Annotated in this window: 13 protein-coding genes; 9 read left to right on the top strand and 4 right to left on the bottom strand. The window is 59.9% G+C overall.

The features are described from left to right. Positions 1 to 68: 68 nt before the first annotated feature. On the top strand, positions 69 to 1,253 hold the full coding sequence (gene pobA, locus ACNYC6_RS19380; RefSeq protein WP_419712982.1) for a 4-hydroxybenzoate 3-monooxygenase: 1,185 nt from the start codon (positions 69 to 71) through the stop codon (positions 1,251 to 1,253). A gap of 79 nt (positions 1,254 to 1,332) precedes the next feature. Beyond that, the gene (locus ACNYC6_RS19375; protein ID WP_419708738.1) at positions 1,333 to 2,850 is read left to right on the top strand and encodes an MDR family MFS transporter; all 1,518 of its coding nucleotides are present in this window, start codon (positions 1,333 to 1,335) and stop codon (positions 2,848 to 2,850) included. 39 nt (positions 2,851 to 2,889) lie between these two features. Here ACNYC6_RS19375 and ACNYC6_RS19370 read toward each other — a convergent pair whose 3' ends face one another. From ACNYC6_RS19370 to ACNYC6_RS19355, 4 genes are all read right to left on the bottom strand, one after another. Further along, positions 2,890 to 3,738, bottom strand: coding sequence for a cache domain-containing protein (locus ACNYC6_RS19370; RefSeq protein ID WP_419708737.1), 849 nt, complete (start codon positions 3,736 to 3,738; stop codon positions 2,890 to 2,892). Positions 3,739 to 3,845: 107 nt separating this feature from the next. Continuing rightward, positions 3,846 to 4,721, bottom strand: coding sequence for an ATPase (locus tag ACNYC6_RS19365; RefSeq protein ID WP_419708736.1), 876 nt, complete (start codon positions 4,719 to 4,721; stop codon positions 3,846 to 3,848). Positions 4,722 to 4,812: 91 nt separating this feature from the next. Next, positions 4,813 to 5,811, bottom strand: a complete 999-nt coding sequence (locus ACNYC6_RS19360; RefSeq protein ID WP_419708735.1) for an NAD-dependent epimerase/dehydratase family protein — start codon at positions 5,809 to 5,811, stop codon at positions 4,813 to 4,815. A gap of 54 nt (positions 5,812 to 5,865) precedes the next feature. Then, the gene (locus ACNYC6_RS19355; RefSeq protein WP_419708734.1) at positions 5,866 to 6,759 is read right to left on the bottom strand and encodes a LysR family transcriptional regulator ArgP; all 894 of its coding nucleotides are present in this window, start codon (positions 6,757 to 6,759) and stop codon (positions 5,866 to 5,868) included. Between the two features lie 96 nt (positions 6,760 to 6,855). Between ACNYC6_RS19355 and ACNYC6_RS19350 the strand changes: the two genes are divergently transcribed. The 7 genes from ACNYC6_RS19350 to ACNYC6_RS19320 all read left to right on the top strand — a co-directional run bounded on the left by ACNYC6_RS19350 (position 6,856) and on the right by ACNYC6_RS19320 (position 15,389). Beyond that, positions 6,856 to 7,257: an ACT domain-containing protein gene (locus ACNYC6_RS19350; RefSeq protein ID WP_419708733.1), complete on the top strand. Its 402-nt coding sequence runs from the start codon at positions 6,856 to 6,858 to the stop codon at positions 7,255 to 7,257. A gap of 5 nt (positions 7,258 to 7,262) precedes the next feature. Further along, positions 7,263 to 7,865 (top strand): LysE/ArgO family amino acid transporter, encoded by a 603-nt coding sequence (locus ACNYC6_RS19345; RefSeq protein WP_419708732.1) that lies wholly within the window; start codon positions 7,263 to 7,265, stop codon positions 7,863 to 7,865. Between the two features lie 176 nt (positions 7,866 to 8,041). Continuing rightward, positions 8,042 to 8,638 (top strand): superoxide dismutase, encoded by a 597-nt coding sequence (locus ACNYC6_RS19340; protein WP_027619760.1) that lies wholly within the window; start codon positions 8,042 to 8,044, stop codon positions 8,636 to 8,638. 421 nt (positions 8,639 to 9,059) lie between these two features. Further along, positions 9,060 to 11,111 (top strand): putative bifunctional diguanylate cyclase/phosphodiesterase, encoded by a 2,052-nt coding sequence (locus ACNYC6_RS19335; RefSeq protein ID WP_419708731.1) that lies wholly within the window; start codon positions 9,060 to 9,062, stop codon positions 11,109 to 11,111. A 167-nt stretch (positions 11,112 to 11,278) separates the two neighbouring features. Further along, the gene (locus tag ACNYC6_RS19330; RefSeq protein WP_419708730.1) at positions 11,279 to 12,634 is read left to right on the top strand and encodes an imelysin family protein; all 1,356 of its coding nucleotides are present in this window, start codon (positions 11,279 to 11,281) and stop codon (positions 12,632 to 12,634) included. 235 nt (positions 12,635 to 12,869) lie between these two features. After that, positions 12,870 to 14,297: a di-heme oxidoredictase family protein gene (locus tag ACNYC6_RS19325; RefSeq protein ID WP_419708729.1), complete on the top strand. Its 1,428-nt coding sequence runs from the start codon at positions 12,870 to 12,872 to the stop codon at positions 14,295 to 14,297. 27 nt (positions 14,298 to 14,324) lie between these two features. Continuing rightward, on the top strand, positions 14,325 to 15,389 hold the full coding sequence (locus ACNYC6_RS19320; RefSeq protein WP_419708728.1) for an imelysin family protein: 1,065 nt from the start codon (positions 14,325 to 14,327) through the stop codon (positions 15,387 to 15,389). Positions 15,390 to 15,402 lie beyond the last annotated feature (13 nt).

Raw genomic sequence — 15,402 nt, 5'->3', positions numbered from 1 at the left:
CGATCCATAAAAATTATCCACAGACCCTGGTCGCGTGGAGCTTGCGAGTCATAAAAACAATGAAAACGCTGAAAACCCAAGTTGCCATCATCGGTGCCGGTCCTTCCGGTCTGCTGCTCGGACAGTTGCTGCACAACGCCGGCATCGACACCCTGATTCTCGAACGCCAGACGCCGGATTATGTACTCGGGCGCATCCGCGCCGGGGTACTTGAACAAGGCATGGTAGAGCTGTTGCGACAGGCCGGCGTCAGTCAACGCATGGACGCCGAAGGGCTGGTTCATGGCGGCTTCGAACTGGCCCTCGACGGGCGCCAGGTGCACATCGACCTGCAAGCCCTCACCGGGGGCAAAACCGTGATGATCTACGGCCAGACCGAGGTCACCCGTGACTTGATGGCCGCTCGTCAGATCGCCGGTGCGCAGACCCTCTACGAGGCGAGCAACGTCGTTCCCCACGGCATGAAAACCGAAGAAACGTTCGTGACGTTCGAAAAGGACGGCGAGCACTATCGCCTCGACTGTGACTACATCGCCGGGTGCGACGGTTTCCATGGTGTGGCGCGGCAATCGATTCCCGCCGAGAGCCTGAAGGTGTTTGAAAGGATTTATCCGTTTGGCTGGCTGGGAATTCTTGCCGACACTCCGCCGGTGCACGAAGAGCTGGTCTACGCCCGCCACGAACGCGGCTTTGCCCTGTGCAGCATGCGCTCGACGACGCGCACCCGTTACTACCTGCAAGTTCCGGCCGATGAAAAAGTCGAGGACTGGTCCGATCAACGCTTCTGGGATGAACTCAAGACCCGTCTGCCGCAGACGTTGGCGGACAATCTGGTAACCGGACCGTCCATCGAAAAAAGCATCGCGCCGCTGCGCAGCTTCGTGGTCGAACCGATGCAGTACGGCCGGATGTTCCTGGTCGGCGACGCCGCACACATCGTCCCGCCCACCGGCGCCAAGGGCCTGAATCTGGCGGCCAGCGACGTCAGCACATTGTTCAACATCCTGCTCAAGGTTTACCGAGAAGATCGCCTCGATCTGCTGGAGAAATACTCGGAAATCTGCCTGCGCCGGGTGTGGAAAGCCGAACGGTTTTCCTGGTGGATGACTTCGATGCTGCACCGTTTCGAGGATCACGACGCCTTTAGCCAGCGCATCGCCGAGTCGGAGCTGGCGTATTTCATCGACTCCGAGGCGGGTCGTAAAACCATTGCAGAAAATTACGTCGGGCTTCCTTATGAGGCTATCGAATAGCCTGCTACCGACTTACACTGGCGAGCATCCCCGCTCGCCCTTGCCTCGTGCGGGTCAATCACTGCCCGCAGGTTCTTCCGTGACCAATCTCAACCAGCCTGAAACGCCCAAACCGGCCATCCGCAGCGTGTTGATCGCGCTGATGCTGGCGATCTTTCTCGGTGCGCTGGACCAGACCATCGTCGCCGTGTCGATGCCGGCCATTTCCGCGCAATTCAAGGACGTCAGCCTGCTGGCGTGGGTGATTTCCGGTTACATGGTGGCGATGACCGTGGCGGTGCCGATCTACGGCAAACTTGGCGACCTGTACGGGCGCCGCAAGCTAATGCTGTTCGGCATGGGGTTGTTCACGTTGGCGTCGTTGTTCTGCGGCATGGCGCAGAGCATGGAGCAATTGGTGCTGGCGCGGATTATCCAGGGCATCGGCGCCGGCGGGATGATCTCGGTGAGCCAGGCGATCATCGGCGACATCGTGCCGCCACGCGAGCGCGGTCGCTATCAAGGGTATTTCAGCAGCATGTACGCGGTGGCCAGCGTCGCCGGCCCGGTGCTCGGCGGCTACATGACCGAATACTTATCGTGGCGCTGGGTGTTCCTGATCAACCTGCCACTGGGCATCGGTGCGTGGCTGGTGGCTAATCGCACACTGGTCGGCCTGCCGATTCCGCAACGCAAACCCATCATCGATTACCTCGGCACCTTGCTGATGATCATCGGCCTGACGGCGTTATTGCTGGGCATCACCCAGGTCGGCCAGGGCCATTCGTGGCGCAGCGCCGAGGTCTTGGGGTTGCTCGCCTGTGCAGTGGTGGTGCTGGGGCTGTTTGTCTTGCATGAGCGACGGGCACGGGAGCCGTTGTTGCCCATGCATTTGTTTGCCAACCGCAACGCAATCCTGTGCTGGTGCACGATTTTCTTCACCAGTTTCCAGGCGATCTCGTTGATCGTGCTGATGCCGCTGCGCTTCCAGAGCGTCACCGGCGCCGGCGCCGACAGCGCCGCACTGCACTTGCTGCCACTGGCGATGGGCTTGCCGATTGGTGCTTATTTCGCCGGCCGCCGTACTTCCGTGACCGGCCGCTACAAACCGATGATCCTGACCGGCGCCGCGCTGATGCCGATCGCGATTCTCGGCATGGCCTTCAGCCCGCCCCAAGCCTTTGTGCTGAGCAGCCTGTGCATGCTGCTCTGCGGGATATCGTCGGGCATGCAGTTCCCGACTTCGTTGGTGGGCACGCAGAACTCGGTGGAACAACGGGACATCGGCGTCGCCACCAGCACCACGAATCTGTTCCGCTCGCTGGGCGGCGCGGTGGGCGTGGCGTTGATGTCGGCGCTGCTACTGGCGCTGTTGCAGGATTCGAGCTTCGCGCATCTGGCCGGCTCGACACTGATTGCCGAAGGGCATTCCGGAAATGTTTTGCTCGATGGTCTGAATGCTGCGCCGGGAGATGCGCAGGATGCTTTGCGAGCGGAGTTGCTGTTGACCTTCCGGCATTTGCTGACAGTCAGTGCGGCGGTCTCGTTATTGGGGCTTGCAGCGGCGATCGCGATGCCGAACATGTTGTTGCGCGGCAGGGAAGACAAGGTTCGTTAAATACCCGTAGGAGCGAGCTTGCTCGCTCCTGCCTACACATCAAGGGCTGTAATACCCGACAGCCACCAGAAAATGCCCAACCTTCTTCAGGTAGGCATGCTTGTCCTCGACCTTGCCGGTCACCGGGTTCTTCCAGCGATATTCGTACTCGCCATAATCCTGCCTGGCGATCAACGCCAGCATCGGCTCACCCACCGGTTTGCCCTCCGGGTCATTGATCTTGCTGAAATCAGTGTTGATCAAGCGCAAATTGGTGCCATGGGCGACATAGCGCTGGGTGTCCAGGTCGACGACAAACACATACAGATCATCTTGCAGATACCCCCCCTTGAGGGAGTTGATCGCCGTCAGCGTGCCCTTCTCGTCCTTGCTCAGGTCCGTCGACGCTTTGTTCAGCAAGGCCATGGCCTGTTCCGCAGACGCCCGTGGCAGGTAGTAACCGACGGCGAGAATCCGCTGGCCGATACGCTGATAGAACACATGCTTGCGCTCGACCTTGCCGTCGGCCCAGTTCTGCCAGCGGTATTCCGCCTGCTGGATGCCATTGCCCTCCGGCACTTTTAGCGCATCCTTGAAGGCTTTCTGCAAATCCGGGCCGAGGGTTTCCGACACGTCCCGGCCAATCAAGGCCGATGACGGCCCGCCGCTGGCGAGCATTACGCCTTTGGTGTCGAGGACAAAGACATAGCGGTCCTTGTCGACGAACTCTCCCTGACGGCTGAAGGCAGCGAAGGCCTTGTCGCCATTGTCGTGGTAGTAGGCCAGGGCTTTTTCCAGCAAGGCGATGGCGGCCTTGCTGTCGTCCTTTTCTGCTCCGGCTGCCTGCACTTGGCTCAGGCCAAGAGCAAACATGACGCACAGCACGGCGAACTTATGCAGAAACCCCATTGCGCATCCCTCGTCTTGTTGGTGTTTCAAGAGCGTAGACGGCCTGGGGATATGTACGAATATTCAGGAACCTGTAGCAGCAGCCTTTGGCCGCTGCTACAGAGCAATTACTGCCGGGCGCGCAGCTGCTGTTGCAGGTTCTGGATTTGCGCCTGAAGGGTGTTGATGTTGCGAGTGACCTGGCCACGGAAGGCATCGAACTCCGCGGTATTGGCCGAGCCCTGAGCAGGCGCCGGACGATTGTCCTGCTCGCTTTTGAGCACGACGATGTCCTGCTCCAGGCGATCGATGGCGGCGTTCGGGTTGCCTTGCTTCTTCAAAGCGGTGATGTCGGCGCCAAGGCTTTTCAGCTGTGCGTCGAATTTTTCAGTGTCTGCCGGGGCACTTTTCAGCGCGGCCACATCGCCGATCAAGACTTTGACCTGGGCCTGCAACTGCGTATTAGCGGTTTGGTGCTCAGTGCTCTGGGCAGTGATCTGCGCCAGGCGCTTGTCCAGATCGGTGGTTTGCGCGGTCATCTGCGCCAGACGTTTATCCAGGTCAGACGTCTGACCGACCACGCCTTGTTGCTGCTTGCTCTGGTCCTGCAGCTTGCTCTCCAACTGCTTGATTTGCAGCTTCAGGGCTTCGCTGTCGCTGGTGACGTTGGTCTGGCTGGCGACAACCTTGCCGGAAATGTCCTGCAGGCGCCCCGCCGCTTCCTCACTGATGCGCGCGAAACTTTCCTGGGTCGCCACCAACTGCTGTTCCATCAGTGAAATCTGCTGAAAGCTCCACCAGGCCAGGCCTGCGAAGGCAAAAAACAGCGCCCCGACCAATGCCCACAACGGGCCGGTGCTCGCCGCCTTGACCTTGGTCACCGGCGGCGTACGTGAATGCACCGCGGTGCGAGTGGTCGGTGGAAAATCATCGTCGTCGAGGATGTCTGCACGCAGGCTCGGTACATCGTCGAAGTCGTCGTTGGCATCGTTACGCATGGACATTGAGTCAACCTTTGTGAAACGCGGTAATGGCTAGATGCAGCGAGTATAAACCCGACTGCCGCACCGATTGACCCCCAACCCCGTAGCGGGTTCAGTGTGCGCGGATGTCCTGAGCCTTCCACCAGCCGCAAAACTCATCAAGGGCAGTCCACAGACTGACTTTCGGGTCGTAATCCAGATAATGCCGGGCGCGGCTGATGTCCAGGGTGAAATTTTTTTTCATCACCTGCATGCCCAGACGCGACAGGGTGGGTTCAGGACGACCCGGCCACAACGTGCACACGCCTTCGTTGAGCGCCGCAACGCTGTAGGCCAAACCGTAGGAACGGTAGCGCGTAACCTGTGGGACTTCCATTTTGCGCATGACGTAATTGACCACGTCCCACAACGGCACCGGCGCTCCGTTGCTGATGTTGTACACCTTGCCCAACGCCGAGCCGCTGGCCAGCAAACTGCTGAGCAACGCTTCATTGAGGTTTTGCACGCTGGTGAAATCAGCCACGTTGAGACCGTTGCCGATGATGGCCAGGCGTCCCTTGCGCTGCATTTTCAGCAGCCGCGGGAAGATGCTCATGTCACCCGCACCGGTGACGAAACGCGGGCGCAGGGCCAGGGTTTCCAGACCGAACTCCTGGGCGCCGAAGACCTTTTGCTCAGCCAGGTATTTGGTCGCAGCGTAAGGATGTTTGAAACGCTTGGGCACCTGCTCTTCGGTCAAACCCAGGTGATCGCGACCATCGAAGTAGACCGATGGCGACGACAAGTGCACCAGGCGCCGCACCCGCTGTTTCAGACAGGCCTCGACCACGTTTTCGGTGACCTGCACGTTGCCTTGATGAAAGTCCTGATAGCGTCCCCACAAACCTACGGCGCCGGCGCAATGCACCACGGCCTCAACGTCGGAGCACAGCTCCCGGGCAAGTTCCGGGTCTCTCAAGTCGCCCTGAACGAACTCGGCGCCACGCCGTACCAGATGCTCCACACCTTCGGCCCGGCGACCGTTGACCCGCACGTCCAGGCCCTGCTCCAGGGCGAAACGCGCAAAGCGCCCGCCAATGAAGCCGCTTGCGCCGGTGACCAGAATCTTCATGTATTGCTCCGAATATTTCGTTTTGCGTATTTCGTGAGGTCTTGACGCTGTCCGTCAGTCCAACGGCACCAGCCATTGCTTGGATGCTCGCACCAACTGATCGGTCAACAACCCCAGCAACTGACCGCCATTGCGCCAATGATGCCAGTACAGCGGCACATCGATCGGCTTATCTGGCAAAAGCTCCTGCAAAACGCCGCGCTCCAGTTGTTCGCGAACCTGCAGTTCCGGCACCAGCCCCCAACCGAGACCCGCTTCGGTCAAACGGATAAAGCCTTCAGAGGAAGGGCATAGATGATGTTCGAATCCGCCATCGACACCGAGGGAAGCGAGATACCGGTGCTGTAGGAAATCGTCCGGGCCGAATACCAAGGCCGGGGTTCGGGCCAACTGATCGGCGCGCACACCTTCTGGAAAATGCCGGGCAATGAAGGCCGGGCTGGCCAAGGCTCGATAGCGCATCGCCCCGAGCAAAACACTGCGCGCACCGGCCACCGGGCGCTCACTGGCACACAGACACCCCGCCACCTCACCGGCGCGCATGCGCTTGAGGCCGACCGTCTGGTCTTCCACGATCAGGTCCAGCAGCACGTGCTGCTGTGCGCAAAAATCCCCCACCGCCTGCGCCCACCAAGTGGCGAGGCTGTCGGCATTCAAGGCAATCCGCAAACGCTCCGGCAAACCCTCTTCGTCCAGCGCCGGCACCAGGCTTTGCAAATCACGTTCAAGCAAACGGACCTGCTGCACATGGTTAAGCAGACGTCGGCCGATCTCGGTCGGAGACGGCGGCGTTGCCCGCACCAACACGGGTTGGCCGACGCGTGCTTCGAGCAACTTGATGCGTTGGGAAATCGCCGATTGCGACAAACCCAGCACCTGCGCCGCCCGTTCAAAACCGGCCTGCTCGACCACCGCGGCCAAGGCAGAAAGCAATTTATAGTCGAACATCAGTTTTCCTAATGAGCGATCAGCACTATTGGTTTTTCTTATACAACGTCCTGCCCGAGAATGACCAGCAAGAACTCTTGAATAGGAAATACCGACATGGCTGGCGAAATTTCATTGGCAACGCTGCTGCGCAGCATGAGCCCGCAACTCAACGCCGGCGAATACGTGTTCTGCACCCTGCACGACGGGCAATTGCCGTCAGGTCTGGAGATCATCGGCAGCTTCCGCGAACAGGAGGGTCTGACGGTGATTCTCGAACGTTCCCACGCCGAACAGGCCGGGTTCAGCTTCGATTACGTCGCGGCCTGGATCACCTTGAACGTGCACTCGGCCCTCGAAGCCGTCGGATTGACCGCCGCGTTCGCCACGGCGCTGGGCAAGGCCGGTATCAGCTGCAACGTGATCGCCGGTTACTACCACGACCATTTATTCGTCGGCCAGGCCGACGCCGAACGCGCCATGCAAGTGCTGCGGGATCTGGCAGCCAACGCGGAGTAAAAAACATGTGGCAAAGCTATATGAACGGCCTGTTGGTCGCGTTCGGCCTGATCATGGCGATCGGCACTCAAAATGCTTTTGTCCTGGCGCAAAGCCTGCGCCGGGAACATCACTTGCCGGTCGCCGCGCTGTGCGTAGCCTGCGACGCGCTATTGGTGGCGGCCGGGGTATTCGGGCTGGCGACGGTCTTGGCGCAGAACCCGACTCTGCTGGCCATCGCCCGTTGGGGGGGGGCAGCGTTTTTGCTGTGGTACGGCAGTCAGGCACTGCGTCGTGCCTTCTCCAGGCAAAGCCTGCAACAAGGCGAAAACCAGACCGTGCGCTCGCTGCGGGCGGTGATGCTCAGTGCGCTGGCAGTGACTTTGCTCAACCCCCACGTTTATCTGGACACTGTCTTGCTGATCGGCTCCCTCGGTGCGCAACAAACCGAGCCTGGCGCCTATGTCGTGGGCGCGGCGAGTGCCTCGTTGCTGTGGTTTTTCACCCTAGCGTTGGGCGCTGCGTGGTTGGCGCCGTGGCTGGCGCGACCGAGTACCTGGCGCATGCTTGATCTGTTGGTGGCCGTGATGATGTTCGCGGTAGCGTTCCAGTTAATCAGCGCCGGCTGATTTATTCCAAAAGGCTCTGGAACCTCTATTCCACACAGTTGTTGCGTGGTTATGCCGCACCCCCGGTGCTATGATCCGACCCTGCGCCGCAAAGAGTACAAAACTCCCCGGCGCTTGTCTGGCCGCCCGTGATCGGCCTTGCGCTCACCGCACCTGACCTGATTAGGAGATCCACCATGGCTTTCGAATTGCCGCCACTGCCTTACGCACACGATGCTCTGCAGCCGCACATTTCCAAGGAAACTCTGGAATTTCACCACGACAAGCACCACAACACCTACGTCGTGAACCTGAACAACCTGGTGCCAGGCACCGAGTTCGAAGGCAAAACCCTGGAAGAAATCGTCAAGACTTCCTCGGGCGGCATCTTCAACAACGCCGCTCAGGTCTGGAACCACACTTTCTACTGGAACTGCCTGGCGCCAAACGCTGGCGGTCAACCAACCGGCGCACTGGCTGAAGCCATCAACGCAGCCTTCGGTTCGTTCGACAAGTTCAAGGAAGAGTTCAGCAAGACTTCCATCGGCACCTTCGGTTCCGGTTGGGGCTGGCTGGTTAAAAAGGCAGACGGTTCCCTGGCCCTGGCCAGCACCATCGGCGCCGGCAACCCGCTGACCAACGGCGACACCCCGCTGCTGACCTGCGACGTCTGGGAACACGCTTACTACATCGACTACCGCAACGTTCGTCCGAAGTATGTCGAAGCGTTCTGGAACCTGGTCAACTGGAAATTCGTGGCTGAGCAGTTCGAAGGCAAAACCTTCACCGCTTAAGCTCGACGCCAGTCAAGAAACCCGGCTTATGCCGGGTTTTTTTATGCGGGGATGTTTTTCAAAATATGCAGTGTCCTGGAGACCGCCATCGCCAGCAGGCTGGCTCCCAGAAGACTCATTCAGACAAATCGCGTACATCCGCAAAACCGCGCCAATTTCCCACGATGAAACCAGACTTCCCCCCCTTGCCCCCGCGCCACAGCCGTCTAACATCAATGAGAAGGAAAAAATCTCCACATCCCCCTCAAGTTGAAGGACTCGACAACCGACACAGTATTAATCGGACCCATACGCAAAAACTGCATATCGGCCAAGCTGCAGGCAAAATCCCGCATGGATGATTGACCCTTTGACTGCCATCACGGGATTGCCAATACTCATGGCAACTTGATGCTACCCGCACGGAACAAGGAATAGCCCTTTGAAGCTGGAACTCAAGAACAGCTTGTCGGTGAAGTTGCTCCGGGTCGTGCTCCTGTCGGCATTGATCGTCGGCGTGGTCTTGAGCTGCGCGCAGATCGTTTTCGATGCCTATAAAACACGCCAGGCCGTCGCCGGTGATGCCGAGCGCATCCTCGACATGTTCCGCGACCCTTCGACCCAGGCCGTCTACAGCCTGGACCGGGAAATGGGCATGCAGGTGATCGAAGGCCTGTTTCAGGACGACGCCGTGCGTCAGGCCTCCATCGGCCACCCCAATGAAGCCATGCTCGCGCAAAAATCCCGCGATCTGCAGCACTCCCCCAGTCGCTGGTTGACCGACCTGATCCTTGGCAAGGAACGCACCTTCACCACCCAATTGGTCGGTCGCGGTCCTTATAGCGAGTATTACGGTGACTTGAGCATCACCCTCGACACCGCAACTTACGGCCAGGGCTTTATCGTCAGTTCGGTGATCATTTTCATTTCCGGCGTGTTGCGTGCCCTGGCGATGGGGCTGGTGCTGTATCTGGTCTATCACTGGCTCCTGACCAAACCGCTGTCGCGAATCATCGAGCACCTGACCGAAATCAATCCGGACCGACCCAGCGAACACAAGATTCCGCAGCTCAAGGGCCATGAGAAAAACGAATTGGGGATCTGGATCAACACCGCCAACCAGTTACTGGAGTCCATCGAGCGCAACACTCATTTGCGCCACGAAGCGGAAAACAGCCTGTTACGCATGGCCCAGTACGATTTCCTCACCGGCCTGCCGAATCGCCAGCAGCTGCAAACGCAACTGGACAAGATCCTCGTCGACGCCGGCAAACTGCAACGCCGGGTTGCGGTGCTGTGTGTTGGACTCGATGACTTCAAGGGCATCAACGAACAATTCAGCTACCAGACCGGCGACCAGTTGCTGCTGGCCCTGGCCGATCGCCTGCGGGCACACAGCGGACGCCTTGGTGCCCTCGCCCGCCTCGGGGGCGACCAGTTCGCCCTGGTCCAGGCCGATATCGAACAACCCTACGAGGCCGCCGAACTGGCGCAAAGTATTCTCGATGACCTGGAAGCGGCGTTTGCCCTCGATCATCAGGAAATCCGCCTGCGCGCCACCATCGGCATCACCTTGTTTCCCGAAGACGGCGACAGCACCGAGAAGCTGCTGCAGAAAGCCGAGCAGACCATGACTCTGGCCAAGACTCGCTCGCGCAACCGTTATCAGTTCTACATCGCCAGCGTCGACACCGAGATGCGCCGCCGCCGCGAGCTGGAAAAAGACCTGCGTGACGCCCTCGCCCGGGAGCAGTTCTATCTGGTCTACCAACCGCAGATCAGCTATCGCGACCACCGGGTAGTCGGCGTGGAGGCATTGATTCGCTGGCAACACCCGGAACACGGGCTGGTTCCGCCGGACCTGTTCATCCCGCTGGCCGAGCAGAACGGCACCATCATTGCCATTGGCGAGTGGGTGCTGGACCAGGCCTGCAAACAATTGCGCGACTGGCACGACCAGGGTTTCAGCGATCTGCGCATGGCGGTCAACCTGTCCACCGTGCAGTTGCACCACGCCGAATTGCCAAGGGTGGTGAACAACCTGCTGCAAATGTATCGCCTGCCGCCGCGCAGCCTGGAGCTGGAAGTCACCGAGACCGGCCTGATGGAAGACATCAGCACCGCCGCCCAGCATTTGCTCAGCTTGCGGCGTTCCGGTGCCCTGATCGCGATCGACGACTTCGGTACGGGCTACTCGTCACTGAGCTATCTGAAAAGTCTGCCGCTGGACAAGATCAAGATCGACAAGAGCTTCGTTCAGGACCTGCTCGATGATGACGACGACGCGACCATCGTTCGCGCCATCATCCAGTTGGGCAAAAGCCTGGGCATGCAAGTGATCGCCGAAGGCGTGGAAACCGTCGAGCAGGAGGCCTACATCATTTCCGAAGGCTGTCACGAAGGTCAGGGCTATCACTACAGCAAACCGCTGCCGGCCCGGGAATTGGGCGCCTACCTGAAGCAGGCCCAGCGCAGTAACGCAGCTATTTTGTAATCCCCTGTGGGAGCAGGCTCGCTCCTGCAGGGTGAAGCGCGCTCTTGCCTGAATAAGAAATATTTCCAAGCACAACCCTTTACACATAATGCGAAAGATTTGCATTATGTGGCAGTTTTGCGCGCTGCATGCGCCATTCCACCCCCTCTCGAAGCAGGATGTTCGCCATGATTCGTATGCCTCTGGCTACCGCCAGTCTGTTGGCCATCGCTATTTCCCTCGCCGGCTGCGGTGAAGGCAAAGACAAAGAAAAAGCTGCCGCTCCTGCGCCGGCTGCCAGCACCGCTGCTGCCCCAGTTGCTCCAGCCGCCGCACCTACCGCTGCCGGTAAAGTCGACGAAGCTGCCGCCAAAGCCGTTGTCGCGCATTACGCCGACATCGTTTTCGCTGTTTACAGCGATGCCGAATCCACCGCGAAAACCCTGCAAACCGCCGTCGACGCGTTCCTCGCCAAGCCGAACGACGACACCCTGAAAGCCGCCAAGGCCGCCTGGATCGCTGCTCGCGTTCCTTACCTGCAGAGTGAAGTGTTCCGCTTCGGCAACACCATCATCGATGATTGGGAAGGTCAGGTGAACGCCTGGCCACTGGACGAAGGCCTGATCGACTACGTCGACAAATCCTACGAGCACGCACTGGGTAACCCGGGCGCCACCGCCAACATCATCGCCAACACTCAAATCCAGGTCGGCGAAGACAAGATCGACGTCAAGGACATCACCCCGGAAAAACTCGCCAGCCTGAACGAGCTGGGCGGTTCCGAGGCCAACGTCGCCACCGGCTACCACGCCATCGAATTCCTGCTCTGGGGCCAGGATCTGAACGGCACCGGCCCTGGCGCCGGCAACCGTCCGGCTTCGGACTACCTGGAAGGCAAAGGCGCCACCGGCGGTCACAACGATCGCCGTCGCGCTTACCTGAAATCCGTGACCCAACTGCTGGTCAGTGACCTGGAAGAAATGGTCGGTAACTGGAAGCCGAACGTGGCCGACAACTACCGCGCCACCCTGGAAGCGGAGCCGGCTGAAAGCGGCCTGCGCAAAATGCTGTTCGGCATGGGCAGCCTGTCCCTGGGCGAACTGGCGGGCGAGCGCATGAAGGTTTCCCTGGAAGCCAACTCCCCGGAAGACGAACACGACTGCTTCAGCGACAACACCCACAACTCGCAGTTCTACGATGCCAAAGGCGTTCGTAACGTGTACCTGGGCGAATACACCCGCGTCGACGGCACCAAAATGACCGGCGCCAGCCTGTCGTCCCTGGTGGCCAAGGTTGACCCGGCTGCCGACACCGCGCTGAAAGCCGACCTGGCGGCTACCGAAGCCAAGATGCAGGTCATCGTCGATCACGCCAACAAGGGTGAGCACTACGACCAGCTGATCGCTGCCGGCAATACCGCTGGCAATCAGATCGTCCGCGACGCCATCGCTTCGCTGGTCAAGCAGACCGGTTCGATCGAAGCCGCCGCTGGCAAACTGGGTATCAGCGACCTGAACCCGGACAACGCTGATCACGAATTCTGATCAACGCTGGCTGAATAAGGCGACCTCCGGGTCGCCTTTTTCATTGGCCGCAAAACCGCTCACCCTGTAGGAGTTGTCGAGTGAAACGAGGCTGCGATCTTTTTAGAGGCAAGATCAAAAGATCACAGCTTGCGGCAGCGCCTGCAAATCAAAGCAAACGATAATTCCTCTTATTCAAAACCCCCTGCCCTGTTAGACTTTGCGCCTTTATTTTGCTCGTCTTGCAGGAAGTCTGATGCCCTCGCTGCCTCTTCGCTTGTCCGCACTGTTGCTGGCCCTGGGCCTGAGTGCCTGCGATGACGCCCCGCGGTTTACCGAAGCCGAGCCCGGTGAGGCCCGCTCTGGCGGTAGCGCCACCGTGCGCAAGACCGATCAAAACGCATTTTCCCTGCCCTCCGCCAACCTGCCGCCATCGCGGCGCGTGGACTTCAGCGTCGGCAATAGTTTCTTCCGCAACCCTTGGGTGATCGCGCCATCGACGACGACGGCCCGCGATGGTCTCGGTCCGTTGTTCAACACCAACGCCTGCCAGGGCTGCCACATCAAGGACGGCCGCGGCCACCCGCCCGAGCCCGATGACTCGAACGCGGTGTCGATGCTGGTGCGCTTGTCGATCCCCGATGCCCCGGCTTATGCCAAAGTCATCGAGCAATTGGGTGTCGTACCGGAGCCGGTTTATGGCGGGCAATTTCAGGACATGGCCGTGCCGGGCGTCCTCCCCGAAGGCAAAGTGCGCGTCGATTACACCTCGGTACCGGTCCGTTTCAAGGACGGCACCGAAATCGAACTGCGCAAGCCAAGCCTTAACATCACCCAATTGAACTACGGTCCGATGCATCCCGACACGCGTTTCTCGGCGCGGGTCGCGCCACCGATGATTGGCCTGGGCCTGCTCGAGGCGATCCCCGAGGAAGCGATCCTGGCCAATGCCGAGACCCAGGCCAAAGCGAAAGACGGCATCGCCGGACGCCCGAATCGGGTCTGGGACGACCAGCAGCAAAAAACCGTCCTGGGACGATTTGGCTGGAAAGCCGGGCAACCGAATCTCAATCAACAAAATGTTCACGCGTTTTCTGGTGATATGGGCCTCACGACCAGTCTGAGACCGTTTGATGACTGCACCGACACCCAAACCGCCTGTAAACAGGCGCCGAGCGGTAACGGCCCCGATGGCGAGCCGGAAGTCAGCGACAACATCCTGCGTCTGGTGCTGTTCTACACCCGCAACCTTGCCGTACCGGCGCGTCGCGACGTCAGCGCGTCTGAAGTGCTGGCCGGCAAGAATCTGTTTTACCAGGCCGGTTGCCAGTCCTGTCACACACCGAAGTACACCACCGCCGCCAACGCCGCCGAACCTGAACTGGCCAATCAAGAGATTCGCCCGTACAGCGATCTGCTGCTGCACGACATGGGCGACGGCCTGGCCGACAACCGCACTGAATTCCAAGCCGGTGGCCGCGACTGGCGCACGCCGCCGTTGTGGGGCATCGGCTTGACCCAAACGGTCAATGGTCACACCCAGTTCCTGCACGATGGCCGCGCCCGCAATCTGCTCGAAGCCGTGCTCTGGCATGGCGGTGAAGCAACGGCCGCGCGCCAGCAGGTGTTGTCTTTCAATGCCGTGCAGCGCGCTGCGTTGCTGGCGTTTTTGAATTCCCTTTAATACACATTCCACCTTCGGGAGCCCGACATGTTTCGTCCCAAATTGTTGTTCACCAGCCTTGCCGCACTAGCGTTGGGTGCCTGTTCGCCTCAAGACCCGCAAGCGGTCACGTCGGCCGCCATCGCCAAATCGGTGATCCTGCCAACGTACACCCGCTGGGTTGAAGCGGACCGCCAATTGGCCGTCAGTGCCCTGGCCTACTGCGAAGGCAAGGAAACCCTGGACACTGCCCGTGCCGACTTCCTGCACGCACAAAAAGCCTGGGCCGAGCTGCAACCGCTGCTGATCGGTCCGCTGGCCGAAGGCAACCGCGCCTGGCAGGTGCAATTCTGGCCGGACAAGAAAAACCTCGTCGGCCGTCAGGTCGAGCAATTGGTCACTGCGCAGCCACAGATCGACGCTGCCGCGTTGGCCAAGTCCAGCGTTGTGGTTCAGGGTCTGTCGGCTTACGAATACATCCTGTTCGACAGCAAGCCTGACGTAGCCAACGCAGAACAGAAAGCGAAGTACTGTCCGCTGCTGGTCGCCATTGGCGAGCGTCAGAAACAACTGGCCGAAGAGATTCTGAAAAGCTGGAACAACACCGACGGCATGCTCGCGCAAATGAGCAAATTCCCGAACCAGCGTTACGCCGACTCCCACGAAGCGATCGCCGATTTGCTGCGCGTGCAAGTGACTGCCCTCGACAGCCTGAAGAAAAAACTCGGCACGCCGATGGGCCGCCAGACCAAGGGCGTTCCGCAACCGTTCCAGGCCGACGCATGGCGCAGCCAGTCGTCCCTGACCGGGCTGGAAGCCAGCCTCGCTGCGGCCAAAACCGTGTGGGAAGGTGTCGACAACAAAGGCATTCGCGGCCTGTTGCCAAGCGAGCAAAAGCCTTTGGCCGACAAGATCGACGCCGCCTACGCTGCTTCGTTGAAACTGTTCGCCAGCAACCAGCGTTCGCTGACCGAAATGCTCAATGACGACGCTGGTCGCCAGCAACTGAACGATATCTACGACAGCCTCAACGTCGTCCACCGCCTGCACGAAGGCGAACTGGCCAAGGCGCTGGGCATCCAACTGGGCTTCAACGCCAACGACGGTGACTGATGAGGGCGAGTGC

Origin of the sequence: Pseudomonas sp. NFX224 (genome assembly GCF_048565165.1) — a bacterium.
GTDB lineage: Bacteria > Pseudomonadota > Gammaproteobacteria > Pseudomonadales > Pseudomonadaceae > Aquipseudomonas.
This window is presented reverse-complemented; position numbering and strand designations above follow the sequence as displayed.